Source organism: Nitrospirota bacterium, assembly GCA_040755395.1.
GTDB lineage: Bacteria > Nitrospirota > Nitrospiria > Nitrospirales > Nitrospiraceae > DATLZU01.
This window is the reverse complement of the sequence record JBFMAX010000004.1, coordinates 261,131-286,901: the sequence shown is the minus strand read 5'-3', so window position 1 is coordinate 286,901 and position 25,771 is coordinate 261,131. Positions and strand designations below refer to the sequence as shown.

21 protein-coding genes are annotated in these 25,771 nt (G+C 62.1%); 2 read left to right on the top strand and 19 right to left on the bottom strand.

Annotation, left to right across the window (positions count from 1 at the left end; translation table 11 throughout):
- Positions 1 to 211: 211 nt before the first annotated feature.
- The 12 genes from AB1555_09370 to AB1555_09315 all read right to left on the bottom strand — a co-directional run bounded on the left by AB1555_09370 (position 212) and on the right by AB1555_09315 (position 18,373).
- Entirely contained in the window at positions 212 to 5,146 is a 4,935-nt protein-coding gene (locus AB1555_09370; GenBank protein ID MEW6246906.1) for a hypothetical protein, read from the bottom strand.
- 561 nt (positions 5,147 to 5,707) lie between these two features.
- Positions 5,708 to 6,229 carry an NADH-quinone oxidoreductase subunit B family protein gene (locus AB1555_09365; GenBank protein MEW6246905.1) on the bottom strand — a complete coding sequence of 174 codons (522 nt, stop codon included), beginning with the start codon at positions 6,227 to 6,229 and terminating at the stop codon, positions 5,708 to 5,710.
- A 94-nt stretch (positions 6,230 to 6,323) separates the two neighbouring features.
- Positions 6,324 to 7,916, bottom strand: coding sequence for an NADH-quinone oxidoreductase subunit C (locus tag AB1555_09360; protein ID MEW6246904.1), 1,593 nt, complete (start codon positions 7,914 to 7,916; stop codon positions 6,324 to 6,326).
- A 4-nt stretch (positions 7,917 to 7,920) separates the two neighbouring features.
- Positions 7,921 to 9,414 (bottom strand): proton-conducting transporter membrane subunit, encoded by a 1,494-nt coding sequence (locus AB1555_09355; protein ID MEW6246903.1) that lies wholly within the window; start codon positions 9,412 to 9,414, stop codon positions 7,921 to 7,923.
- 50 nt (positions 9,415 to 9,464) lie between these two features.
- On the bottom strand, positions 9,465 to 10,946 hold the full coding sequence (locus AB1555_09350) for a proton-conducting transporter membrane subunit (GenBank protein ID MEW6246902.1): 1,482 nt from the start codon (positions 10,944 to 10,946) through the stop codon (positions 9,465 to 9,467).
- A gap of 164 nt (positions 10,947 to 11,110) precedes the next feature.
- Positions 11,111 to 11,779, bottom strand: coding sequence for a hydrogenase (locus AB1555_09345; protein MEW6246901.1), 669 nt, complete (start codon positions 11,777 to 11,779; stop codon positions 11,111 to 11,113).
- 1 nt (position 11,780) lies between these two features.
- Entirely contained in the window at positions 11,781 to 12,731 is a 951-nt protein-coding gene (locus AB1555_09340) for an NADH-quinone oxidoreductase subunit H (protein MEW6246900.1), read from the bottom strand.
- A 66-nt stretch (positions 12,732 to 12,797) separates the two neighbouring features.
- On the bottom strand, positions 12,798 to 14,822 hold the full coding sequence (gene hyfB / locus AB1555_09335) for a hydrogenase 4 subunit B (protein MEW6246899.1): 2,025 nt from the start codon (positions 14,820 to 14,822) through the stop codon (positions 12,798 to 12,800).
- A gap of 175 nt (positions 14,823 to 14,997) precedes the next feature.
- On the bottom strand, positions 14,998 to 15,930 hold the full coding sequence (locus AB1555_09330) for a carboxypeptidase regulatory-like domain-containing protein (protein MEW6246898.1): 933 nt from the start codon (positions 15,928 to 15,930) through the stop codon (positions 14,998 to 15,000).
- An 83-nt stretch (positions 15,931 to 16,013) separates the two neighbouring features.
- Positions 16,014 to 16,631, bottom strand: a complete 618-nt coding sequence (locus tag AB1555_09325) for a carbon monoxide dehydrogenase beta subunit family protein (GenBank protein ID MEW6246897.1) — start codon at positions 16,629 to 16,631, stop codon at positions 16,014 to 16,016.
- Positions 16,632 to 16,655: 24 nt separating this feature from the next.
- Positions 16,656 to 18,089 (bottom strand): 2-oxoacid:acceptor oxidoreductase family protein, encoded by a 1,434-nt coding sequence (locus AB1555_09320; protein ID MEW6246896.1) that lies wholly within the window; start codon positions 18,087 to 18,089, stop codon positions 16,656 to 16,658.
- A 14-nt stretch (positions 18,090 to 18,103) separates the two neighbouring features.
- Positions 18,104 to 18,373 (bottom strand): hypothetical protein, encoded by a 270-nt coding sequence (locus AB1555_09315; GenBank protein MEW6246895.1) that lies wholly within the window; start codon positions 18,371 to 18,373, stop codon positions 18,104 to 18,106.
- Here AB1555_09315 and AB1555_09310 point away from each other — a divergent pair.
- Positions 18,372 to 18,575 carry a hypothetical protein gene (locus AB1555_09310; protein MEW6246894.1) on the top strand — a complete coding sequence of 68 codons (204 nt, stop codon included), beginning with the start codon at positions 18,372 to 18,374 and terminating at the stop codon, positions 18,573 to 18,575. The genes AB1555_09315 and AB1555_09310 overlap by 2 nt on opposite strands.
- Here the strand turns inward: AB1555_09310 and AB1555_09305 are convergent.
- The 6 genes from AB1555_09305 to AB1555_09280 all read right to left on the bottom strand — a co-directional run bounded on the left by AB1555_09305 (position 18,572) and on the right by AB1555_09280 (position 24,091).
- Positions 18,572 to 18,811 (bottom strand): hypothetical protein, encoded by a 240-nt coding sequence (locus AB1555_09305; GenBank protein ID MEW6246893.1) that lies wholly within the window; start codon positions 18,809 to 18,811, stop codon positions 18,572 to 18,574. The two genes, AB1555_09310 and AB1555_09305, sit on opposite strands and share 4 nt — an antisense overlap.
- Positions 18,812 to 18,935: 124 nt before the next feature.
- A complete protein-coding gene (locus tag AB1555_09300; protein ID MEW6246892.1) occupies positions 18,936 to 19,613 on the bottom strand; it encodes a carbon monoxide dehydrogenase beta subunit family protein in 678 nt (225 codons plus the stop codon).
- Between the two features lie 807 nt (positions 19,614 to 20,420).
- A complete protein-coding gene (locus tag AB1555_09295) occupies positions 20,421 to 21,779 on the bottom strand; it encodes a sigma-54 dependent transcriptional regulator (GenBank protein ID MEW6246891.1) in 1,359 nt (452 codons plus the stop codon).
- Positions 21,776 to 23,173 (bottom strand): ATP-binding protein, encoded by a 1,398-nt coding sequence (locus AB1555_09290; GenBank protein MEW6246890.1) that lies wholly within the window; start codon positions 23,171 to 23,173, stop codon positions 21,776 to 21,778. Before AB1555_09290 ends, AB1555_09295 begins: the two co-directional genes overlap by 4 nt.
- A 105-nt stretch (positions 23,174 to 23,278) precedes the next feature.
- Entirely contained in the window at positions 23,279 to 23,461 is a 183-nt protein-coding gene (locus tag AB1555_09285; protein ID MEW6246889.1) for a hypothetical protein, read from the bottom strand.
- A 108-nt stretch (positions 23,462 to 23,569) separates the two neighbouring features.
- The gene (locus AB1555_09280; protein MEW6246888.1) at positions 23,570 to 24,091 is read right to left on the bottom strand and encodes a hypothetical protein; all 522 of its coding nucleotides are present in this window, start codon (positions 24,089 to 24,091) and stop codon (positions 23,570 to 23,572) included.
- Between the two features lie 426 nt (positions 24,092 to 24,517).
- On the opposite strand from AB1555_09280, the gene AB1555_09275 reads away from it, so the two are divergent.
- Positions 24,518 to 24,880 (top strand): hypothetical protein, encoded by a 363-nt coding sequence (locus tag AB1555_09275; protein ID MEW6246887.1) that lies wholly within the window; start codon positions 24,518 to 24,520, stop codon positions 24,878 to 24,880.
- Between the two features lie 89 nt (positions 24,881 to 24,969).
- Here AB1555_09275 and AB1555_09270 read toward each other — a convergent pair whose 3' ends face one another.
- Complete coding sequence (locus tag AB1555_09270; protein ID MEW6246886.1) at positions 24,970 to 25,287, bottom strand: hypothetical protein; 318 nt, start codon at positions 25,285 to 25,287, stop codon at positions 24,970 to 24,972.
- Positions 25,288 to 25,771: the final 484 nt, after the last annotated feature.

The following is a 25,771-nucleotide window of genomic DNA, read 5'->3' as shown; positions in this document are numbered from 1 at the left end:
TATCCTAAAGCACGCGAGAGGTATAAAGAAACGGGGGAGCCACAACTCGTTCGCAGCTCCCCCGCCATCCTTATCTCTTTCTCACACTCTCCGCTCACCTCCGCTCACGGGAACCTGCTGAGGTGCAACAGGCTTCGGCGTCTCAAGTGCCGAGCGCTGAGGACCGAGTGTGCGGTTAGCTCAGTCCTCAGTCCTCGCACCTCAGTCCTGGCTACCGCATCGCGGTCGGGATCGCCGCCGGCTCGGCTTCCGTGCGCTTGATCCCGGCACCGGCGCCGTTCAGCGGCAGGATACGCTGATCACCGGCCGGCAGCACCCGGAAGTAGCCCCACTGCCCGGACTGCGTGTAGGGGAGCCGCGCGTTGGACCAGACGTAATCTCCCGGCAACCGGTACGGACCGCCCGCGCCGCCCCGGACGAAGACATCCAGAGTCTCCGACCCGGCGTACTCCACCACGCTGATCATGTCGGCACCCGGCATGTACGGCTCGATCGGCCATTCGTGGCCTTCGATCCCGAACATCCCATTCTGTTCGCTGTTGGCGCCGATCACATGGATCCGCACCGGATCTCCGGCATGCGCCTCGATCAAGGGGGTGATCGGATCCTCGGGCTTGTCCACCACGCACGGCTGGAAGATCCGGCCGAGCGAGCAGCCCTGCTCCTCGCGGAACTTGTACGGTTCCGCTCGGTAGTTCACCGCCGTCAGCCCCGCGACGTTCTGGACGTAGGGCATGAACGCAGTGCCGATGATGTTGTCCTCATCCTGGAAGAAAAGGGCCACATCCCGGTAGTTCACCTTGCCCGCGTTCTCCGGCAAGCTCCGGTCAACAATCACGTCCGCGCGCCAAGCATTCTTGAGCGAGATATCCTGCCCGGTCACCGGATCGCGATATTGCGATCCGCGGGGCCCGACGATGATCGCTCCGTACAGGCCGTTGCGCGGGTTCGTCACGATGTTGCCGCCGTCCCATACCAGCGACGTCGTCTCCTTGTTTGCGGGATGCGCATAGTAGGTGTAGGTCCGGCTCTCGCCCGGCGCGATGGTCTGATCGCCGGGGTTATTCCCGACGTTCAGGCCGAGCGAGTCTTTCGGATCGAAGGCCAGCCCCGGCGCGAAGAACGACGCCCGGCTGCTCTTCATCTTGTTCTTCAGATTCACTTTGATGCAGTCGCCCAGGTTCACCCGCAGCGTGAGCGGATGCGGCATCACGTCCGACGCCACCTTGGTGACTTCCTCCTCGAGCGCGAAGATCTTGCCTTCCGGCACGGTCATTTCGATCTTCCGCTCGAAGTCCACTTCGATCGCGTCCGGCGCCTTCGGGTTCAGTTTCAACGGGCGATCCAGCGCCACCACGTTGAAGGTCTTCACCGGGGCGTCGGCCGGGCAGACCGATTTGGGCACCGGCGGAATCGCGAACGGTTTCGTCCCGGTCGGCAACGGCATCAAATCCGGCACCTGTTTGTCCAGAACGCGGATGATGCCCCATCCGCCTTCGGCGAAGTGCGAACTCCGGCCGTTGAAGTGGATGTAATCGCCCGGCATACCTTGGAAGCCGCCTGCTTTCGTCACCAGGTCATACCGCTCGGCGATACCGACGTGAATCGAGTACTTCCGATTGGCATCCGCGGCGTACCGTTCCGTAAGGAAGGTATGCCCGGAGAGCGTCCAGACATGCGACTCGTTCATGAGCTGATGCAACAGCCGGAACACCATCGTATCGCCTACGTATGCACGCAACAGCGGCGTGTCCGGATCCCCGTGGATCGCGCTGCTGAACAGCTTCGACGTATCCGGATTGTTGGCCAACCGCTGCGCGAAGGGCTCGGCCCGGAAGTTCAGGCCGCTCCCCGTCGTATGCGTACCCCCGTTAATATAGGGGTTGGGCGCCATCAGGATCTTTTCTGGCATCTGGAAGGACACGGTCTTGCCGGCTTCCAGCGCCACTTCGACCGGCTGTCCAGGCGGGTTGCCCGCTTGGATAACGTTCACGGTATGGGGGACGGTGTCATGGATCGACACCATCAGTTCCCGGAAGCTCCCGCTCACGCCGGCGCCGATCGGCTCCGTGCTATGGATGTCCGCGATCGGCCCGCTCCACACGAGCTTGCCGTTCTTCGGATCGTGGTAGGTGGATCCGTAGGGTTCCACGATCGTCACCCCGAACCCGCCGTGCGGCCAGGTCGTGGCGCCGAACGCGTGGTCGTGCCAGAAGACAGTCCCCATATCCACATCCACCCACCACCGATACCGGACGAACTCCGGCGACACCAGGTCTTTCGCCGGGTGGTTGTGCTTCAGCGGCTTGAAGAACGTGATCGTATCGCCCTTGATCTCTTTGATCCGGGCGACCTCCGAGCAGCTCCTATCCCGCGGCAGCGAGGCCGTAGGATCGTTGCCCTTCTCCAAACAGTCCATGCCGACCATCAACTCGGTGTTGACGTGGAACGGCGTGGCCCCGGGCGCCATCTCGATCTTGACAGACGTCGCCCCGGCTTTGACCGCGCTCTTCAGCTTCGCCACCATCGGCGCGGGCAATCCGTGCTTGGTCGGCTTCCCCCACATGGTGAAGGGCCGGACCGACATTTCGTATTCGAAACCCGAGATCACTCCATCCGAGTTCCCCGTATCGAACTGGAAGAAATGGGGGTGGATGTTGATCTTGGACGACTGGAAGTTGGTGAAGTCGTCGTCGTCCCACTCGCTCGTCAGCACCAGATCCACGCAGTCATACACGTTGGCGCGGATGACCGCGGGATACTTCAGATCGTCGTTGGCCCTGATCAACCGTTCTTCCTCATGCAAGACGTAGATCAGGCCGTCTTTGTCCACGATCGGCGGCTCTTTTCCCTGTTTCTTGGCCAGGGTGATCGGGAGCCGAATGAAGTGCAGGTTGTAGAACTTCTGATTGGCGTTGTCCGGACAGAGGCTCCACCGGCCCTGCTCGCCCGGCTTGGCCGGTTCGCTGGTCCGCTCGCCGTTCTCATCTTGGTGAATCGGCTCCAACCACGGCGCGCCGTTGTGATTTGCGGAGAACGGCACGCGTTTGCCGAAGTGAGGCTTGAACAGCGGCCAGGCCAATTTCCCTGTCGTGGGATCAAACAGAATCGGCGGTCTGGTGCTGTCGTCCCACTTGACCGCGGCCGGATACTTGGGATTCTTCGCCGTGCTTTCCCGCTCGCCGAGGGCGATATTGCCGTTCCACTTCCAGTCCCACACGGTCGCGTCATAGGCCATGATCTGGCCGCGCTCGTCGTCCGTATGGCCCGGCTTGCCCTGCGCCGGCAGGAACATCTCGACCCAGTCCTTGATGTTCACCACGGCGGGATCGGCTTTCCAGTTGGTCTTCTGGTTCCTGTCCACGATCTTGAACCGCTTGCCGAACCAATCCACGGTCGTGCCGATCAGTTTGTCGGATGTCACGCCGAGTTTCATCCGCCCCTGCCGGTCCGGCAATTCCCGCATGTCCGGCATGGTATCGGTATGGCCCTGGCCGACCTGCAGCGTGTTGTATACCCGTCCGTATCCCCACATACCGGCCACATAGTGGTGCGCCACGTGGCAGTGGAACAGGAACTCGCCCGCCAGGTGCTGGCACTGCCCGGCGCCGCATTCCGGCTCCAGGTCCAATGCTTCGGACGGCCCGATGACTTCGACGTCGACCCGGTCCGACTTGGTCCTGACGACCGGATACTTCACCGGCCCATCTTGACCAGCCGCCCAGAGCATATTGGGCTCCGTGACCGGGCTACGTTGCCAGCGGATCGATCCGCTGTGGGGATGATGGGAGTGGAAGACCTCGGAGCCTCCGTGCACCAACCGCCACTTGACCGGATCGCCCAGGTAGGCCCGCGGAATCGTCGTCGGCACGTCGCCGAAGGTATAGGCGCTGTAGGCCAACGACTCGTCCTCGAAGCCGAAGTACTCGTGCTGGAGGTGCATCTCGTCGATGCCGAAGGGCTCGCTCCGGTAGTTCAAGGCGCGGCCGCCTGGCCGATAGGCGTCGGTCAGCGGATCGCGCTGCGGCAGGAAGTCGCCTTTCTTGTTCAACGGACGGAACGCTTCGTCGCCGACCTCGTGATAGAAGATCACAAATTCGCGGAAGTCCGGTCCGGAGCCGTTGTCGATCATGACCTGCCAGCCGCTCTTGGTCTCAGGAGCGGCGCCGGTTCCGAGCGGGTCGAGGTACTTGGACCCCTTCGGCTCGATCACGAACGCGCCGAACAAACCCAAGACGGTCAATTCGCGGTCGTGACTGTACGAATGGAACTGCCGCACGCCCTCCTGCATGTGCGGATGGATGTACCACTCGAACTCCCGCGACTTGCTCGGAGGAATGATCGCGTCCGGATTGGTGGTGGTCGCCGGCTTGCCGGTCGCGCTGACGACCATGGAGGACGCCTGGATGAACAGACTGCCGTCCTCGTCCTCCATTTGGTTGCGCAGCGTCAGCTTCACGCAATCGCCCTGGTTGGCCCGGAGGACCAAGGGCTGGATGATGTCGCCTTGCAACCCGGTGGACACGGCGCCCGGATCAAATCCTTCCTTCTCGCGGGCCGCCTTGTTCCTGGCTTCCTCCGCCCGGACCTTGTCGATGTTCTCGGTCAAGACGTACATGTAGCCGGGGTAATAATCCAGCCACCGGTTCAGCGTGATCTCGACGCTGATCATCGAGACATCGTAGTGCTTGGTCGGCACGCCGGCCGGGCAGCGGCCCCCGGTGGTCAGGACCGGCTCCCCCTTTCCCGCGTCCGTGGCCAGCAGAAAACTGCTTCCGTCCTGCCCCATGTACTGGTGCATCATGGACATGTTGTTGAAGGCACCGGAGGTCTGCTGGGCCTGCGCATCCTTCTGCGCCTGCTCTTCCAGCCGGCGCATGAGCCGGTGATGCTGCAGCTCGATCTTTTCAGAGCGATCGGCCCGTCCTTCGATGGTGTCTTCGACCACGGTCTGGCCCTTCAAGGTCTGGGTCCAGCCCGGCATCGCCACGGGCGAGGCATGTCCCTGATGGGACATTCCCCCCGGCTCCGCGGCAAACAGCCACGGAGAGGCGACCAGACTACTCGCCAACACCGCGGCTTGCAGACATCGCGTCGCTCGCCGGCGACGCGACCTGCGTTGGAAATGTAAATACGACCACTTCATAGTGCGGCCTCCTTAGTTTAATAAGCTAACAGCGAATAGCTGATAGCAACGATGAGACAATGCTGGGTGCATTGTGAAGAAGAGATCCCGATATTTTTCCGACCTCCGGCTGCCGGCTATTAGCTATTGGCTATTAGCTTCCTGAAAAGAGCTGGTGAAGGGGCCCTCTTTGCAGAGGTTCAAGGGTCATTCGGAGGCCGGTCCAAAATCACCCGCGCCTTCACCAGCGCCGTCCATAATGCGCAACCAGCGTGCCCGGGATTGCTCGAGCCTCATGAACGTTCGTTTCTCCTCTCCTGAAGCGGCGTTCGTAAATGTTGAACATTGCGTCAGGCTGGAGAAGGAATGGGTCGCCGCTCCACAGCCTTAGACAGCCAAGAGACAGCCGATCGCGCCCGAATGAATCTTTCCGAAGATTGTCAACGCGTTGCGACTGTCCACACGATTAGACATCCGTCGAGGGAAAATGGGGCAGGACGCGCCAATGAGGCTCTCGAAAGAAAACAGCGATCAAGAGGGAAGAGAAACGATGAGGGCCCAGCCGGACTCAACGAAGGCTGATCATCTGCGACGGTCGTGGGACCGTTTTCGAATGTGGCTCAACGCCTGTAGGATTTCCGCCGGCCTGGGCGGGCACCCGGGAATACGCACATCCACAGGCACATGTTTCTCGACCGGACCGGTCACGGCGTAGCTCCCCTTGAACAGGCCGCAGGTGATGGCGCAGTCCCCCAAGGCGATGACAACCTTCGGATCGGGAGTCTGTGTATAGACATCCTTCAGCGCCCGTTCCATATTCACGGTCACCGGACCGGTGACGACCAGGGCATCGGCATGCCGCGGCGACGCGGCAATGTGAATTCCGAAACGTTCGGCGTCGTAAACCGGGTTCATCAGCGCATTCATTTCCATCTCACAGGCGTTACAGGAGCCGGTATCTACCTCCCGTATCGCCAGCGAGCGCCGGAAAGGCTTGGTTTTCTCCACCGCCGGTGCATCGGGTGGCATCTCTGCCGGGGCCGGCTCGGCATACCGGCCGGTCACGACGCCGGTTTTCAGGCTTTTTTTCAGAATGCGAAACATGGCTCCTCCTAACTCAGCTAAGAGCGAATAGCGAACAGCTACCAGCTAGACGCTCATCGCTGGAAGCGGTTGGCTACCAGCCATAGCTATTCGCTCAGAGGTCGTTTCCCGCATACGACAGATTGAAGCTCTTGTTGATCAACGGAAAATCCGGGACGATGTTCCCCAGGACCGCCCACTGGATCGCCGGCCAATTCACGAACGAGGGATCGCGCACTTTGCACCGGTGAATCCGCCCGCCCGCACCGGCCATGACCATATAGAGAATTTCGCCTCGCCAACCTTCTACCGCGGACAACGCCCATTCTCCCTCCCCCGGTGTTCGGCTCGGCGTCGCCGTCACCGACCCGGTGGGGATCCGCCGGCGGATCTCCCGGATGAGTCTCATCGATTCATGAATCTCGTCCATCCGCACGCGCATCCGAGCGCGGACATCCCCGTATCGATAGACGGGCACCTTGGGCTGAAGTTCTCCATAGGCCGCAAAGGGCCGATCGCGCCGGATGTCCCGATCGATGCCCGACGCCCGGCCCACGACGCCCATCACGGCGTGGTCCCAGGCGGTTCGCTCGGTCAGCACGCCCGTCGTCTCCAGCCGGTCCGTGAGCGAGGCATTGGCGAACAGAATGCGTTCGAGCTCCGTGAAATCGGGCTCGATGACATCGAGCTCCGCCGCCACGTCCTCAAGTTGCCGCTCGCTCAAGTCGAGGTTGACGCCGCCGGGACGGATCACGCCGCGCAGAAATCGCGACCCGGTCAAACGATCGTTGAGCTGCATGATGCGCTCCTTCATCCGTCCGCAATGCGCATGGGCCAGCGTGTACGCGGTATCGTTACAGATCGCGCCGACGTCGCCCAGATGATTGTGCAAACGTTCCAACTCGAGGAAGAGACTGCGGAGATAGCACGCCCGCGGCGGCGCCTCGACCCCCAGCAGCGTTTCGGCCGCCTGAGAGTACGCGAGACTGTGGCCGACGGTCGTGTCACCGGACACCCGTTCGGCCAACGATACGGCGTCGGTCAGGGTCATCTGTTCGAACAGTTTTTCGACCCCGCGGTGCTTCCAGAAGTGGCGCACTTCAAGCTGCATGATGGGCTCCCCGGCCACGGAGAATCTGAAGTGGCCCGGTTCGATGATACCCGCGTGGATCGGACCGACCGGAATCTCAAACACGCCTTCGCCTTCGATGTGGCGGAAGGCATACTCCCCCTGGGCCCGCGCGAGCACGGTGTCCCACCGGAAATCTTTCTTGAGCGGGTGCGTCCCCTTCGGCCAGTGCTCATGGCGCACCAGACGGCGCATGTCCGGATGCCCGACGGGGATCATGCCGAACATGTCGCGGATCTCGCGCTCGTACCATTTGGCCGCGTGGATCGACGGCGTGATGGAGCGAAACTGCCGGGTGTTGCCCAGCAGTTCCGTCACAAGCACCAACCAATCTCGCCGCTCGGCCAGCGTGAACAGATAGAACAACTCGTAGCGCGCTTCGCGGGGCCGGTGGTCCACCGCCCAAAGGAGCGACAAGCTGCCGCGCAGATCCGGTTTGGTGTGCAGGTAGTGCGCGACCAGCGGCACCTGGTCGGCTTGCAGGCGAACGAGCGGCGTGCCGCGGACCTCGCCGGTGCCCACCACCGCGCTCGGAAACGCCTGTTGCAACAACGCGACCGCCGCTTTTGCGTCCGCCATCTTCTTACTCCCTCAGCAACACGGAGACCGCCCGATCCACGAGCCCTTTCATCGGATCCGGCATCGCCATCCCGAGCCCGACCAACGCCGCGATCGTCAGAAGCAACGACACGTGTCCGATCTCCCATCCTTCGCCGCGCTTCACCCCGTCCGGCGGGGCTCCCCAGACCATCGCGACCACGCGAGACATGAACCCGCCGAACAGGGCGACGGCGAACACCAGGAAGAGCGTCACGATCGCAAGACCGCGCACATCATCGGTCATGGTGATGGTCAGGAACCTTCCAAGGTGAAGCGTATCGGAGGCAAAATCCTGATTGGCCAGCGCCGATACGATCATGACCTCGCTCATGAACATTGAGAAGGGCGGCATGCCGACCAGCGCCAAGCCCGCGACCAGCAGGGCCGCCGCCGTCAGCGGCTGAACGGCCGCCAACCCGCGCACCTGGTCGATCTCGCGGGTCCCGAACCGGCGATGCACGTTGCCGGCCGAGAAAAACGCGAGCGACTTGGCCAACGCGTGGTTAAGGAGATGAAAGAGCCCGCCGAACGTGCCGACCGGGCCGCCCACCCCGAAGCCCACCATCGCGACGCCCATGTGCTCGACGCTCGAGTACGCGAACAGGCGTTTGTAGTCCCGCTGGAGCAGGATGAAGAGCGCGGCCACGACGAACGAGAGCAAGCCGAAGACCATCAGCAGGTTGCCCGTGAATTCCGCGGGAAGCGCATGGTCCATGACGGCCTTGCTGCGAAGGACGGCGTAGACGGCGACGGTTTCCAAGACGCCGGCCAGCATCGCCGTGACGGGCGCCGGCGCCTCGCCATACGCCTCCGGAACCCAGGTGTGCATGGGCGCGAGGCCGATCTTCGTGCCGTACCCGACCAGGATAAAGAGGAACGCCAGCTTCAGCACGTGCGGATCCAATCGGCCGGCTGCTTCCTCAAGCGTAGTCACGTTCAGCGCCGCGCTGACATCCCCGAAGACCCGCACCGACGAGTAATAGGTCAAGACGGTCCCGAACAGCGCCAAGGCGATCCCGACCGAACAGAGGATCAGGTATTTCCATCCGGCCTCGAGGCCTTCGCGCTTTCTGAAGAACGCGATGAGAAAGGTGGTGGCCAACGTGGTTCCTTCGACGGCGACCCAGAGCACGCCGAGGTTGTTCACCGACGTCGCGGCGATCATCGCGAAGAGAAACAGATGAAACAGGACAAAGAACCGGCTGAGCCGCCGCGGCGAGATCGCGCCCCGCGCCACATACTCGTCGAGGTAGGACCATGTATATAGTGAACACGTGAGCCCGATCGCCGTAATGATCAACAGGATGAAGGCGGACAGCGCGTCCAGATAGACAAGCCCCCAGAGCGCGGTGAAGGGCCCCTCTGTCAAGACGCGTTGAACCACGGCCGTCTCGGCAATGCCCAGCGCGGTCATGGTGGCCAGGTTCAGCCCGTGCAGCACCTGAGCGCGCCTGGTGAGCAAACTCAGACCCGCCACAAGCAGTGGCGCCCCGAGAAGAACCGCAACCGGAGCCGCACCCGTCCCCATTACGGCGCCTCACCCGTCACGGCCAGAATCGTCACCACCGACTTGAGCAGGGTCTCAAGCCCCGGCGGCACGTAAAGACCGATCGCTCCCAGCACCGCCACGTTGATTCCCACGGCGACGCCGGCGAACAGGCGGCACCGAGGTCCCAGCGCGCGCCCCGCCTCCCCCGGCGAGCCCAACGTCATGCGGAGCACCTGATACAGTAACGTTGCAAAGGCCAGCGCGAGCAGAACCAGAAACGCGCCGGCCAGTTCCGGTCCCGCCGTGTACGCCGCGACCGCGATCAAGACTTCGCTGGCGAACAGTCCGAACGGCGGCAGGCCCGCCAGCACGACGCCGGCGATCAGGATCGCCCCGCCCGCCAGGGGCATTTGACCGAGCAGCCCCGTCACGCGGTCGAGCAATTTGTGATTATGCCGGAGGAACACCAGCCCTGCGCCGTAAAAGGCCGTGGACTTCGCCAAGGCATGATTCAACAGATGCCAGGTCCCCGCAAAGGTTCCTGCTCCGCCGATGCCGAAGCCCAGCAACGCCACCCCGATGTGCTCGATGCTGGAATAGGCGAACAGCCGCTTGTATTCTCGCTGCACGAGGAAGAACGCCGCCGCGATGGCCAGCGAGAGCAAGCCCAGTCCGACCAAAAGGCTGCCGCTGAAAGCCGAGCCCACGGCGCGATCCGTCACCGCCTTGAACCGCAGAATGGCATAGACCGCGAGCGTCAGCATGTTCGCCGACAACATGGCGCTCACCGGCGTCGGTGCTTCGGCGTGCGCGTCCGGCAACCAGGTATGCATCGGCACCACCCCCGCCTTCGTTCCGTAGCCGATCACGGCAAAGATAAACGCCAGCTTGATGGCGGTCGGATCCAACCCTTCCGCCACCCGATATAATTGGGACCAGCGGAGCGCTTCGCTCGACACCCCCAGCAGATGTTCGGAGGAATAGTAGACGAGAATGGTCCCGAACAAGGCCAGCGCGATACCCACTGAGCTTAAGATCACGAACTTCCAGCCGGCTTCCAAGGCGGCCTTGCTGCGCTCGAACCCGATCAACAGCGCCGCGGAGAGGGTCGAGCCTTCGACCGCAATCCACATGAGGGCGATGTTTTCCTGATTGACGGCCGTGAGCATGGCGGCAAGATAGAGATCGAACAGACAGAAGAACCGCCGATAGCGCATCAAGGACAGATGCCCGCGGTCAATCTCCTCGCCCATGTAACCGACCGCATACAAGGTCCCGGTGCTCCCCACCAGGCCGATGATCACATCGAGCCACGCGCTCAGTGCGTCGGCCTGCAGCAGCATACCCGCCGACACGCCGCCAGCGACGGCCACGCTCCCGGCCACCAGAACGGCCGACGCCAGGAGGGCGCCTGCCTGCACGCACTGCAGCGCGTCCACGGCGCGCCGATCTTTTAAGAGGAGGCTGCCGACGCCAACCGCAACAGGTGTCGTCACAAGCAAGAGCAGCGACCAGGCCATCACAGTCTCCCCGAGCCTTAAAACAACCCCCTACACAACGAAAATGCGGGTGGCGCCAATCGGGGCGCCCATCCGCCCGCGAGGGGACTGGCTCCTGCGAAGCAGGTGCCTGTCCCCGTGCTGGAAAGGGACAGGCGCCGGAAGAAGGGCGCCAGTCCCCTGGGCTACTCCTTGAGAATCGTGAGCTTGCTCGTATCCACCGTGTCGAAGGCATCCTGCAGCCGATGGGTATAGATCCCGATGATCAAGGCGCCCACCAGCACGTCAAAGAACACGCCCAGCTCCACGATCAGCGGCATGCCGTAGGCGGCCGCGGTGGCGCCGAGGAACAGGCCGTTCTCCATGACCAGGAAGCCGATCACCTGCGTGACGGCCTTCTTGCGGGCGATCATCGTGAAGAAGCCGATCAGCACGATCGCGAGAGCAATGGCGAGGGAATCCCGGGTCAGCAGGAATCCCAACGGGATAATGGGCTGAGAGATGGAAAAGGCCAACATCACCAGCCCTCCGCAGATCAGCAACCCGGTGGGGATGTTCACGTTCATGACCAGCTCGCGCGTCACGTTCAACCGCTCGATGACCTGTTTGAGAATGCGGGGGATCACGATAACCTTGATCACGACGGTGAGCGCGGCCGCGACATAGATATGGTGGATGCCCGTGAGAAACGCCACCACAGTCGCGGTCAGCGCCAGGAAGCCCGACTGCAGAGCGAACAAGTCCACACAGGCCAAAAGCCTCCGCTGCGCCACGATGCCGAAGCAGACCAGCAGGAGCAGCGCGGAGCAAAGATCCACCAATTGCGAACCGATCTGAGACGAGATAAACGGCACGTCATCCTCTCAGAACGTAGAAAAAGATCATTCCCAGGAGCGCCAGGATGAACGCGACGCCCAGAAATTCCGTCACACGAAACAGCCGGAGTTTGGCGAACATGGATTCGAGAACGCCGATCCCCACGGCCAACCCCGAGACCTTCGCCACATAGGCCAGAAGGCCGACCGTGAGCGCGACCGGTTCCATGTCGGTGGCGATCCCCCAGGGCGCAAACACGTTCACGATCAGCGTGAGGAACACCAGCAACTTGAGACCGGCCGCCCACTCCACGAGCGCCAGGTACCGCCCCGAATATTCCAGGATCATGGCCTCATGGATCATCGTGAGCTCAAGGTGCGTCGCGGGATTATCCACCGGGACCCGGCCGGTTTCGGCGATGGCCACAATGAACAGCGCTGCCAGCGCCATCAGGTGCGGCGAGGGATCGGTCACGATCCCTTCCAGCAAGGCGGTCTTGTGCACGATGGTGGAGAGATTCGTGGATCCGGCAGTCAGCGCGATGGCGAAGATGGACATGATCATGGCCGGCTCGGTCAGCGAAGCCACGATCGCTTCCCGACTGCTCCCCATCCCGCCGAAGGCCGAGCCGGCGTCCAGGCCGGCGAGGATGAGAAAGAAGGTGCCGAGCGCCAACAGGTACACGAGCGCAATGATGTTGCCCGCGAAGCTCAGCGGGATCCTGGACGTGAAGACCGGGACCAAGAGACCGGCCGCCAGCGTGGACGCGAAGACGAGGTACGGCGTCGCCGTGAAGATCCATGACGTCGCGGTCGAAACGACCGGCTGCTTGCGAAAGAGCTTGGCCAGATCGGCATAGGGCTGGAAGACGCTCGCCCCCCGGCGCAGTTGCAGGCGCGCCTTCACCTTCCGAATGAGCCCTACGAGGAACGGGGAAACCCCCAGCAAGACGATCGTTTGGGCGACTACCAACATGGCGGCTTGCAGCATGGAACTCGGTGTGCTTGGTTTATCTGCTTGAACCCAATAAACGAAATTAATGAGAGAAACGGTCTTCTACACAGCCAAGAGCAACAACATCACGAGCGTCACGAAGATGTAAGTCAGGTAGAGATGGAGACTTCCGGCCTGGATGACCCGCAGGCGGTCGGCCATGGTCGAAAAGAACCGGACAACCGGATCGTAAAGATATTTCTGGAAGACCGGCTCAATATGGATTTCGAACCGGCGCCGCTTGGCGAAATAGCGCGACTCTTCGAGCATCTCCGCCTCTAACTTCACTGTGGGTCGATAGATCGCGCTGAATACCCGCTTGATCGGCTGGACGAACCCGGTCGCGGTGTATTCCATGCGGGGCGTCAGGTTGATCCCGCAACCCCATGTCTTGAAATAACGTTTCTTGGCCAGGCCGCCGAACACCGCGACCAACGCGAGGCCCAGGAGCGACAAGGCGATCAATCCGAGGGCGATCGCCGGAGAAGAGACACTGGAAAATTCCACGTTCACGGGCGCCAAGGCCCAGCCGTCGAGCGCCACCACTTTGCCGCCGATCGCCGTCCCCGCAAACGGAGCGACGACCCGGTCCAACAGCGGCACCACCATCATCGGCCCGATCCCGAGCAGCACGCAGAGCGCGGCCAGCGCACCCATGCCGAGGCGCATGGAGACCGGCACTTCTTGCGCGCGCCGCGCATGGGTGCTCCGGGGCAGCGCGAGAAACGAGATACCGAACGCTTTCGCAAAGCAGGCGAGCGCCAGCACCCCTGTCAGGGCCAACATCGCCCCGGCGAGCGGCAGCACCAGTTTCAGCAGCACGGCCGGAATCTGAAAACTGAGAAACAGAGTTTGGAAGACGAGCCACTCGCTGACGAACCCGTTCGTAGGAGGCAACGCCGAGATGGAGACCGCTCCGATCAGAAAGAAGAGCCCCGTCCAGGGCATGCGGCGGAGCAAGCCTCCGTATTCTTCCAAGTTGCGCGTGTGAGTCGCGTACAGTAGCGAGCCGGCTCCCAAGAAGAGCAGCGCCTTGAACGTCGCGTGATTGACGGTATGGTAGAGCCCGGCCAGCACGCCCAGCGCGGCTAACTCCTTGAGCCCGTACGTCTGAAAGATCATACCCGCCCCGATCCCCAGCAGAATGATCCCGATGTTCTCGACGCTGTGATAGGCCAGCAGACTTTTGAGATCATGCTCCATCAGCGCGTACATGACGCCCAACAGCGCCGACACCGCGCCGACGACGAGCACCACGAACCCCCACCACCACGGGAACTGGCCGCCCAAGAAATCGAAGTAGACGCGAACCAGCGCGTAGATCGCCGTCTTGATCATGACCCCGGACATCAGCGCCGAGACATGCGAGGGCGCGGCCGGGTGGGCATAGGGAAGCCAGACGTGGAGCGGCACGATCCCGGCTTTGGCGCCGAAACCGATCAGCGCCATGACAAATGCGAGGGTTCGCATCCCTTCCGGCAGAGGCGCGGCAGCATGCCGGAACGCGTCAAATGAAAACGACCCAACCTGCTGGAAGAAGATCAGAAACGCCAGGAGGATGAAGGCGGTGCCGACGTGCGCCATGATCAGGTAGAACAAGCCCGCGTAGCGCACGTCCGCTTTCTCATGCTCCGTCACCACCAGGAAATAGGAAAGCAGCGACATCAGCTCCCAGACAATGAGAAAGAAGAAGCCGTTGTCCGCCAGCACCACCAGCGTCATCGAGGCCAAGAAGGCGTTATAAAGCGCGCCGAGTCCTTTCACGGAGGCACCGCCCCGGATGTGCGGGACGTAGCCGATCGCGTAGATTGAGACGGCGAGGGCGACGAGCGAGACGGTGAGCAGGAAGAACGAGGCGAGGGGGTCGAGCCTGATGGCAAAGGTGAGCAGCGGCAGGGACGATACGGCCGCGGCGGCGAGCGGCTCCGCAGAGAGCAGTCCCCGAATCCCAAGACCAACCCCGATTCCGGTCCCGGCGGCGGCAAACAGGTGGGCGGCCAGCGCTTGCGCCTGTGGCCGCCGCAGGCACAGGGGTGACAGCATCCCGAGCGCATAGCACCCGAGCAACAACCACAACAGGTTCAGCATGGGGTCGGAGAGCGTCCTATCGGTTTGGCCGAACCGGGAACGGCGCGAATGGATGATGAATCCTCATACAGAGGCGCATCGGTCGGATCCGGATGCCTCCACGGGGCACTGCGCCGATCTTCCGGCAGGAACAACCAGTTGGGCGCAGCACCAGGCGATGACCGGGCTTGTTGGATCAATGACGCTGGGTTTCCACCATCGGCTCGATTTCTTTCTTCACTTCTTCCGTGACGCTGTACCGGTTGTACGGATGGTCCAATACTTCATTGGCATAGAGCCGCCCGGTCGGCGCCGGGACCACCAGGCGAGTTTCGATCGTCTGTTGGGGACCGACGGTCACGGTTTGTCTGATCGCGGTCCGAATGTACGGATGCCAAATGGCCAACGTGTAGGTGCCCGGCGGCACATCAGCGATGATGAACCGGCCCTGCTCGTCGGCCTTCGCATAATACGGGTTCTGGACGGCCAGCCCCCAGCTTTCCATGTATGCGTGGAAGCCGCATTGCATGACGAAGATCCGCCGGCCCTTGCTCAAGTTGACGAATTGCTTCATGGGCGCTCCGGCCATGTGTTTGTGGTACAGGGCGGCCTCGCTGCGGTCCTTGAAGTTCCGCGGATGCCGGGGGTTCATCGGCAGCGGCACGTTGAACAGCACGCGGGGGCCCAAATGTGAAGTTTCATACGCCTGAATGTCGTGCATGACCGGGTCCATATTGACCACCGTCACCGATTGTTTGTCCCGCACGACCGTGGTGAACGGGAGAAACAGACAATCTTTCGCCTGGATTTGGGGCACACCGTTGTCGGGAAAGGGCTTGCCCTTCTCGACCCCTTCCAGATACACCACCACATCGCGAAACTCACCCGCTGGCCCCACGTCGAAGGGTTGCAGAATACGCCAGCCCTGTCCGTCGGAAATACGCCCGCAATACACCGGATCGGGCAACGTCGTGAGGTTGTATCCTTTCGGCTTGGGGACTTTTCCATCGAAGATCACGGTGCCGGCGACGGCGCCTCCCTCCGGCACAGGAACTTCTTCGTAGGCCCACGCCGCCCCCGCCAAGCCGCTCATGACCGCCACACAGACCGCTTGCACGAACATTCTCATCAGCATCCCTCCTCGCAACACCTCATGAGTCCCCTTGCCGCTCGCTTTTCGCTATTCGCTGCCCGCTGTTGGCTGACTGTTTCTTATGCCCGTCCCATCGGCGCGAATCGCCCGTCCGACCCGGTGGGCGACTTGGTCTGTTTCAATCGCTTCACCGCATCGACGATGCGCTGGATCGTCTCAGCCGTCAAATCGCGGATCGTGATGTGCGCTTCATCGTCTCCGTTGAAGGTGCAGAGCGCGATCGTGAAGCAATTGGTTCCGCCTCGGATGATCTTCAGCGCGATGTTGGACTGATGGCAATGGACGCCGACAAAAAGGCAGACATCGATCTTATTCTTCCAGATGGTGAGATTGGGGTGGTTCGGGTTGATTTCCCGCTCCGGGACGATCTTCGGATATTTCGGCCGATAATCCGCCATCGGGATGACCCTGGCCGGGACCGCCTCGGCCAGCGCCTTCACCACCTTGGCCTCGCGCGACGCCTGCTCATTCCAGGCCCATAAGACGAGCGGACCGGGAAAGATGGTGGGGTTCGTGGCCGAGAGGAGCCGCCGCGCCGCCTCCTCGATCGCCTGCTGCTCCGGCACGATCCGGCCCATCACCAGCCCCTCCCCCTTGGAAGGCAGAACCACCCCTTTGGACGACACCGCGGGAGGAAGATACCCCTCCGGACCGACCGTCATTTCATAAGGCTTCATCTCAAGTTCTCCTTTGTTCGACTTCTACGCTCCGAGGCCTTCTCGCATGAACAGATCCATCGGCGTCAGGGCTGCTCCCGGCTCCGGCTCGATGGTGGCGGTAGTGAGCCCGGTCTGCGCCTCCACCCAATTCGTGTAGCACCCGGACCGCCCCGGCTCCACCACGACCAGGCGCCCGACCGATGCGGCGAAGGATCGAATATCGTCGACCGGCGCCGGGTTCAACACCTTCGGATAGAGCGCGGAGACGGCCAGTCCGAAACTCCGGCACAACGCCACCGCTTCACGGACGACTCCTTGCGCCGCTCCCCAGGTCACATATCCGACCTCGGCGCCGGGCCCACCGTCCTGCTCCACGCTGAGCGGCCAGCCTGCGGTCCCGGCAGGCATCCCTTCGCGGCGTGCCGGCGGCGGGTGGCTGGCCATCTGCTCGAGCGTGTGAACGGGCACGCTCTGCGTCCGGCCCGCCAGCGTTTCGTCGACCGCGACCCAGACTTCCATATCCTGGTCCCGGACAAGGCGCTGGGCGATTCCCATCAACCGGACCGCGTCGGCGAGATCGGCCGCGACTAGGACGACCTGGTTGCGACCCGTATCCTCATCCGCCAGCGCCTCGGTAGGATCGGCGCCCACCATCACCATCATTTTTGCCTCCGGGCCGCGATACACGGTCACCCCGGGAAATCTCCGGTTCTTGAGGGACGAGACGAGCTGCCGGGCCTCGCTCACGTGCGCGGCGACCCACTCGTCCGGCGACCGCTCACGGCCGGACAGGCAGGCCGGCCCGCACCCGCACTCCGACACGCCGAGCCCCAACAGCACCGCTTGATGGGCATCGAGGATCACACGGGGCAGGGCCGCTTGGGGCGGCTCAAGGGCAAACACATCACGTTTGGGGAGATGCTCCTCCGCGTACCTGAACCCGGCGTCCACGTACCGGCGGCGGAATTCCATGGTCACCCAGTTGCGCACGGTGTCCCGCGGAATGCCCAAGAGCCGCGCCACCGCGCCGACGGCGACCAGCCCTTTTCCCGAGAAGTTCTTCCCGACTTGGCGACCGAGATCGGTAAACGGCACGGGGTACGTGACCACGCCCGCTTCTTTCGCCGCCGGCGACAACTTCGCCAGGCTCGTTTGCTCACAGACCAGCACGCTCCCCCGCGCCAGGCCGAATGGAGCCAGTTGGGACACACCCTCGTCCAAGCAGACCAACACGTCACAACCAGTGCCCATCGACGTGACCGGTTCCGTCGACACCCGCAGGCGGACGGTCGAGCGCCGCCCTTGCCCGTCCGCACGCCCTTTCTGCGCCATCACGTCGAACCCTTCGGCGATCAGCGCCCGCTCGAGCGCGGAGAGGCCTTCTTTCAGTCCGACGACGCCCTCTCCCGCGAGAGTTAGAACAAGGTCGGATTCATGATCCCGTCGTGCGGGAAGCCAAGCGGTGAAAGGCGGCACTGGACCTCCTCCTGTCAATCCAGTGAAGGTACGCTGCGGTCAAGCTCCCTGGCGGGCCGGCACCAACGCACCTGATAGCCGCTCAGGAACAGCGCGTCATAGAGCGCCGACAAGAACTCACGTCCCGCATGCGGGAGCACGAGTTTGCCGCTGAAGTCCCTGACTCCGTTTCTGAACGCCGTCACACGAAGCCCAGGATGATTCGTCGTCACCCGGCCGGTCTCCGCGTTCCATCGCACCACGGCCGTGCGTCCCCTTGGAAGCTGTACGATGAGCATGTCCATGTCGCTCTCGCTCGAAATCCTTGCCTGCTACTTTTTCTTTTTCTTTTTTGTACTCGCAAGATTTGTCTTGGCTTTCTTTGAACTCGCCTTTCTTTTCGCCGCCACGCTCTCACCTCCTTTCTTCCGTTGTCGACCAGACGATCACGAGGCCGTTGCAACCACGAATTCCTCACGCAGCCAGCACGGCCCGCTCCACACCTAGCACGTGCGCGGAAGCCCTCGCGCCAGCTTTTCCCTGCACCGCGCAACGCCTTCCCAGGCTTCGAGATGATTCGGGTTGCAGGCCAGAATCGCCTTCCAATGAAAGAGCGCTTCCTCCTTTTGGTTCAGCACCTCCAGCAAACTTGCCAGCTCACAGCGGGTCGTGAGATCGGTCGGGCAGATCGTGACCGCATCTTGCAATCGACGAAGCCGGCTGCTCCGTTCTCCGGCCGTCATCGATTGCTCCTCCTGCTGATCCGGCCCTAGCGATAGCGGCGCTTGCGACGCCTCCGTTCCTCGCTCTCCCATCGAGCCCATCCCGAATCCCATGCCGTATCCGGCCGACCGATCTCCGCTGTTTCTACGCCACCAACGGGTTCACCGATTCCACACCGTGGTTGGCTCGAACCTGCGTACCGGTGAGCCGGACGGTTTTCCCGTCTTTCGGCATGGCGATCCCCAGTTCTTTTCTGACCTTGCGGAAGATGGCGATGACATGGTCCATCTTCTTGACGTCCAAATCCTGCAAGCTGACCATGGCGTCCTCGTGGATATCGTGGCAGAAGGCGATGGTGAGGCAGTTCGTTCCCGCCCGCACCATCCGCAACGCCAGATTGGCATAGTGGCAGTGGATCCCGATGAACAACGCCGCTTCGATCTTGTTCCCCCAGATCGTCAGGTTGGGATGATTGGGGTTGATGGCTTCCTCGGGATCGATCTTCGGATACTTCGCGCGGTAGTCGGGCATCGGGATGATCATGACACCGGGAATTTCGGCAGCCAGCCGCAAGAGCGCTTGCCCTTTGGCGATCCAGTCGGGATGCCACGCCCACAGATAGAGGGGGCCGGGAAAAATCGTCGGGTTCTTCCGCGTGAAGAGCTGCCGGGCGGCCTCCGCGATCACCTCGTCTTCCGGTGCATGCCGGCCATAGAGCAGCCCGAACCCCGGATCGGGGACCGTGACGCCCATCTCCATCGCCGACGGTGGTTGAAACCCGGCCGGGCCCACATCGATGATCCGATCGGCATTCTTTTTCATCTCAGCACTCTTGTTCGTCATTTCGCCCACTGCGTGTTCCTCCCGGCTCAACAGTTTTCCGATGATCGGCCGCCACGGCTATCACCTTGTCCTGCGCGCGTCTCTCTGAAGAGTCGGCTCGTTCAGCAAGGTCGGTGCCACGAGGATCGGCAGGAATGGTCACATGGACACGCGAGGAACTACCGAGGGTTCGACGATAGCAGAGGGACGGAACGGTGCGCCGATGGCGTCCGATCCCTCCTGCCATGCAGAAACTGCACCTTGACGAGTTTCTGCGAGACATGCGGGCGCGATGCTCCGACATCGCGTTGACGACTCTGTTGCTTCAAACGCCAAAGGAGGCAGTCGTCGCGGAGCACGGAGTTTGCGGCGACCAGCATGACCAGTTCGATGAAAAGCCTGAGCCGGATCTCCGAGACCGCAGTGGCGGCCACAGCCGAGACCCAGGTCGACGCGCAGACGATCTCCAACCCACCCGCCCGTTTGCACGATTGCTAATGTTCTTTGTCACCCTGTGCCTCTGCCACATTGACTGACGGTGCCCCAACGTCTCTCGACGAGAGGCTTCTTCATCGTGCCTTTGCAGGCAAGGTGCTGAAGCCGGGCCGACGCATGACATCGATGAACATCGAGGGCTTATGGTATGAACGTGGAGGGGCTACAGAACGGATCGCCTCATCGCACCCCGAGCCGTGCAAGAATTGCAGATACGGATCGGAAGCTTCGCCGCCTCGCGCAGGATGCGCGCACTCGGCGGAACGGGCGGGTATTCAGTGAACGGATAATCAGGCGGGATAGTGGAAAGAATCAGTCTCGTATTCCGTATTCTTTGATCTTGTATTGCAGCGCGCGCAGGCTGATCCCCAACAGCTTCGCGGCCTTTTCCCGGTGGTTCGTCACTTCGGCCAAGGTGCGCCGGATCACTTCCCGTTCGATCTGCTCGAGCGAGCTGCCCAGCGTGATCACCATCGTGCGGACATCTTCCCGACTGGCCTGCACTTCCTCCGGCAGATGGTGCGGTTGAATGGTGGTCTCGCGCACCGTGACGACCAACCGCTCGAGGAGGTTGCGCAGTTGCCGGATGTTCCCCGGCCAGGCATACAGCCGCAGCAGTCGCATCGCCTCGCGCGACATCTCCTTGGGTTCCCGATTGTGCCGCGCGGCAAATTCATGGAGAAAGTGTTCGATCAACAGCGGAATGTCCTCTCCCCGTTCACGCAACGGCGGAAGTTTGATGGGCACCACATTCAATCGATAATAGAGATCTTCGCGGAACTCGCCTCGCTTGACGGCTTCCTCCAGGTTCCGGTTGGTCGCGGCGATGATCCGCGTGTCCACCGTGATCACCTTTGTCCCGCCGAGCCGGCGAAACTCTTTGGTCTCCAGCACCCGCAGAAAGTCGACCTGAGACTTCAGGGACAACTCGCCCACTTCGTCGAGCAACAGCGTGCCCCCGTCGGCCAGCTCAAACCGGCCGACCTTGGTTGCCATGGCTCCGGTAAACGCCCCTTTTTCATAGCCGAACAACTCGCTTTCGAAGAGGTTCTCCGGCAGAGCCCCGCAGTTCAACGTGACGAAGGGCCCGTTCGCTCGCGCGCTCTTGTGATGGATGGCCCGGGCGACGAGCTCCTTGCCGGTTCCGCTTTCTCCCGTGAGCAGGATCGTGACGTCGCTTCCCGCCACCAGATCGACCAGCTCGTACACGCGCTGCATGGGCTCGCTCGCGCCGACCATCTGTTCGAAGCGCGTCCTCGTCTCCAGACGATCGCGGAGCTGTTTGTTTTCCGCCGCCAGAAAGTGGCGCTCCAGCGCCTTCTCGACCACGACGGGGAATCGTTCCCGATCAATGGGCTTGGTCAGATAGTCGTACGCGCCCAACCGCATCGCCTCCACGGCCGTATCAATGGAGCCGTAGGCGGTCATCACGACGACCTCCGTGTCCGGCCACGCGCCTTTCAGGCGGCGCAGGAACTCCATGCCTCCGATTCCCGGCATCCTGAGATCGGTGATCACCAAGTCCGCCCTAGCTTCCTCCAGATGCGCGAGCGCTTCTTCCCCGGTCCCGACCCCGCACACGCGGTGGCCCTTCTTTTCCAGCATCGTCACCAGCGCGCTACGAATATTCACCTCGTCGTCTACGACGAGGATGTCGGCAACCTGTTTCATGATCCCACCGCGGCCGCCTGCGGCGGTCCAACGACCGCCGGAAACTTCATCACGACCGTTGCGCCGTTCCCCGGCGCGCTCGTGACTTCGATCGTCCCGGCGTGGTCCTGGATAATTCGATAGGCAATCGCCAGGCCCAGCCCGCTCCCGCTCGGCTTCGTGGTGTAGAACGGCTCAAACAGCCGCGCCAACTCTTCCTGCTTGATCCCCACCCCCGTGTCCCTGACGGAGATCTCGACCCACGGTTGCCCGTCAGCCTCGCGCCGAAAGGCGCCGACCCGGCAGATACCGCCTTCCGGCATGGCATGAAACGCATTGACCACCACGTTCACCAGGACCTGGCTGATCTGGGTTTCATCGCCCAGCACAGGCGGCAATCCTTCTTCGATGATTCGCTCGATGCGGATCTTACGCTCCTCCGCCTCGAATTGCATGAGCGCTAAAATGTGCGCGATCAGTTTCTTCATGTCCACTTCATGGAGGCTGGGGGCTCCGGGCCGGGCGAATTTCATAAAGTTGTCCAGGATCGCGGACAGCCGCCGGCATTCCGCATTGAGCACGTGCAAATAATGCGCGGCCTGCGGACCCAACGCCTCTTTGTCCTTCAGTTCCTCTTCCAGCAGATGCAGATTCAAATCCATCGCGCTGAGCGGATTCCGCAGCTCGTGCGCCATCCCGGCCGACAAGGTGTGTAACGCCGCGAGCTTCTCGGCGACGTGGACGCGTCGTTCCAACGCCAGCCATTCGGTGACGTCCTGGGCCTGCAGAATGACACCGGCCGGTTGACCGTCGTCTCCCGTCAACTCGGCGGTGCTGACGCGGATCGTCCGCGCCAGGTCGTCGCCCCTCTCGTAAGGCAAATCCTTTTGACTCACGTGCCGGTGACTGCGCAACGCCTCGTCGAGCACCGCCCGGATCGTTTCGCCTTCGGCGAACACCGACTCGTAGGGATGGCCGAGCAAGCCCGACGACGACCGTTTCAACACCGCTTCGGCCGTCGGATTGACGGCCGTGATGACTCCGTCGCGGTTCACCGTGAGCACCCCGGTCGGGATGCTCTGCAGGATATTCCGCGCAAGCCCTTTCACCTCTTCGAGGGTCCGCCTGGTGCTGTGATAATGCAAGAACGTGATCACGGCGGCGATGCCGATCGCGCTGACCAGGAACAGGAGGACGGTCACCGCGATCAGATCGCGGCGTGACTGCCAGAGCGCAGGAAAGAGCTCCGTGGGAACGGGCTTGCCTTCCGTGAGCCCCCGCAAGAGGAGCTTCTCATGCTCTAAGCTGAAGAGGAGGATGACCGAGACGGCGAGCGCGAGGATCAAAAGGACGGACGCGATCAGGCGAAACGGAATCCCGCGGAAAAGCGTGGTCTCTGGAACGGGCCGGAACATCCTGATCAACCGGGCTTGGAGTGAGACTCACCGGTATGCTAACACCGCCGGACCACCCTGTATATCCCCGCGAACGCGCCGGCCGCCGGCGGACCTTGGACCCGGTCAGCGCCCCGCCTTGATGGGCTGAATGTGTCTTGCCCGTAATCGTGCCAGTTCCCGCCGGCACTCAGCGCAGAGTTCCTGCAAGCTGAGGTCATCAAGAACCAGGGTTGACGACCGCCGGGCGCACCGGTCACAGTACTGCACCGGCGCCTGTTCCTGCCCCGATGTTTTCACCATGTTCATGAAGTTAGATCCTCCTTTTGGTTGGTCCCATGTGGATCCCTTTCATCGCTCTTCCCGTCACCCTCAACTCGCCGCCTCATGCGTTCGCAGAGCCTGCGCGGCATGCCATCAGGCGCAATGCAGGGGCTCGAATTCGGTCCAATATTGGAGCGCCTCCTCGAAGCGGCCCGCCTGGACCAGCACTTGTGCAAACCGGTGTCGCAGAATCCGTTCGTAACGCGAGAGGCAGGCGGCTCGACGCAGGAGACGAGACCGTACTTCATGGCCGAACGTTCCCCTCTTGATCAGGGAGCAACTTTGCATGGCGGATGACCGGAGGCACGCCCGGCAGATGTTGATCCCGCTCTCGAGCACGGCGATGGCTTGCCCGGCGCCCTGTGCTTCTTCGTAGATGGTGCCTAAGAGCAGATACCCGCGAAGCCAGAGCGGATCTTTCCTGAGCATGTTCTCCAGGAGGGAGATAGCCTGAGCGATGTCATGGCGAGCGATGTGCGCGAAGGTCCGTGCGAGCGAAGCCTGAACCTCCACATGGCGCTCTTCCGCTTCCGGCACGATCTGATCCAGGATTTCCGTGATCCGCCGGAGGCGAGTCGCCAGGTCAACGACGGGGATCTGTAGCTCCTTCCTCAAGTCCTCAACCTTTTCCATTTATCGCGGGCTGATGGGCTCCTGCAGCATTGCCTGTTTTTTGTCATAAGCAACTCGCGCACCATCAGCCACACCGCATGTCCACATGGGCAACTCATCGTTCAACTTGAAGAATTACGCTGCACAGGCCGGCCGGCGACAGCCCTCCCTTCACAGCCAGGATGAAGGCTGCAAAGATTGCACTTATCCGCAGGACTGTTCCGACGACGATGGAGTGTGATACCGGCTCTCTCACTCGCGTCTAGGCTTCCGCCCCGCGTCGTTCCTCCGAGTTTTCCGCCGGCTCCGGCGCTTCCCCGTCATAACACGAACCCTTCTCAGCTACCGAGGCATGCTGTATGCGTTCACGGTTCTAATAAGGCTCGTCGATCAACAGCGCCATTTATTTGAAGAAGAGGAGACACAGCCATGGCAGCCAACACGCTTCAGAAACGGACGTCCCAAAAGGCTTATAAGCTGCGGGGGACCCTCGTTGGGCTCGATCTGGTCCACCACACCATCGTCATTCAGCCTTCCGAGCACGACGGCAAGAGAGTTCGGCGTCTGGACGTCAGGCCAGACAGCGAAATCCTCGCGGGCGATGAGCGCAAGACCCTGGCCGATCTGATCGTCGGAGACTGGGTCTCCGCCCAGTTTGTGAAAGAAGGAGAACACGAGGTGCTGAAGAGGCTGCATATTCCAAGGGGAATGGGCGCGCCCTCTTCGCACCAGCCTGAGCAGGGCGATATGACTCCCGCGGCCGGGAACGAGCCGCTTTCGAAGGCGTCGTGAGATGACGTGTCGACGGTGCGGCGGACTGATGATAAAGCATGAGGGCTTGGTGGACAACACAAAGCCCGGCCGTGCTAGTCGCGACCGCGTCACTCCGAGTAGCGGCAGACATGCCTCCACAAACGATTTCCACGCCTCTTGCGCCGCCGCCGAATCGCGCGACGGACCTGCGCCAGGAGCAGCCGCCTTCCCAAAGCCGCCATCCATATTCTGGCGATCACGTCGTCCGAGTGACGCTCCAGAATCCGCGCACATTCCTTGGCTGCCTGCATATATCGCCGGTTAGCCACCAAGAGGAACAGCAGGTAATACCGGAGTTCCAGGCTGCCGGGTTGGCGGCTGATCAACCAGCGGAGCTTCGTTTCTTCATCGGCAATTTGTATCTGGTATCGGGTCTTCCGTCGCACAAGATCGCCTGATCTCTTGTGACGCTACGCAGACTCACGGAAGGTTTGGTGCGTTCGTAGCTCTCGCATGCCCTTGAAGCACCGCGGGCACAGCAGCAGCCGGCTTCGCTGGTCGAAGAAAAGGCGCGGCGACGTGCGCCCGCAGCACTCACACGGGCTGTCCTCGGGTTCCAACACCTTCTCGGCTTCGTCATTCATCGGATCGTTTCCGTACCAAGCCCGTCCGGCGGCTCGTGTCCATCGGGCTACGAGACCGGATGTTCCGGTCTGAGGCCGGGGGCAACGGGGGAATGCAGCGGTCGCAGTAGACCTGTTCCGTCAGCTTGTCCCAGATCGCGTGGGTCAGCGTTTGGCCGCAGGAAGCGCAGGTAAGGGGTCTCACGTCCGGACATCTTCCGTTCGCGCTCAGCTACTTTCATTTCTCACCGGGCGAGCAACAGATGTGCCGTCAAGGCAGCCAAGACCTTCGAGCTTATCTTTTCAA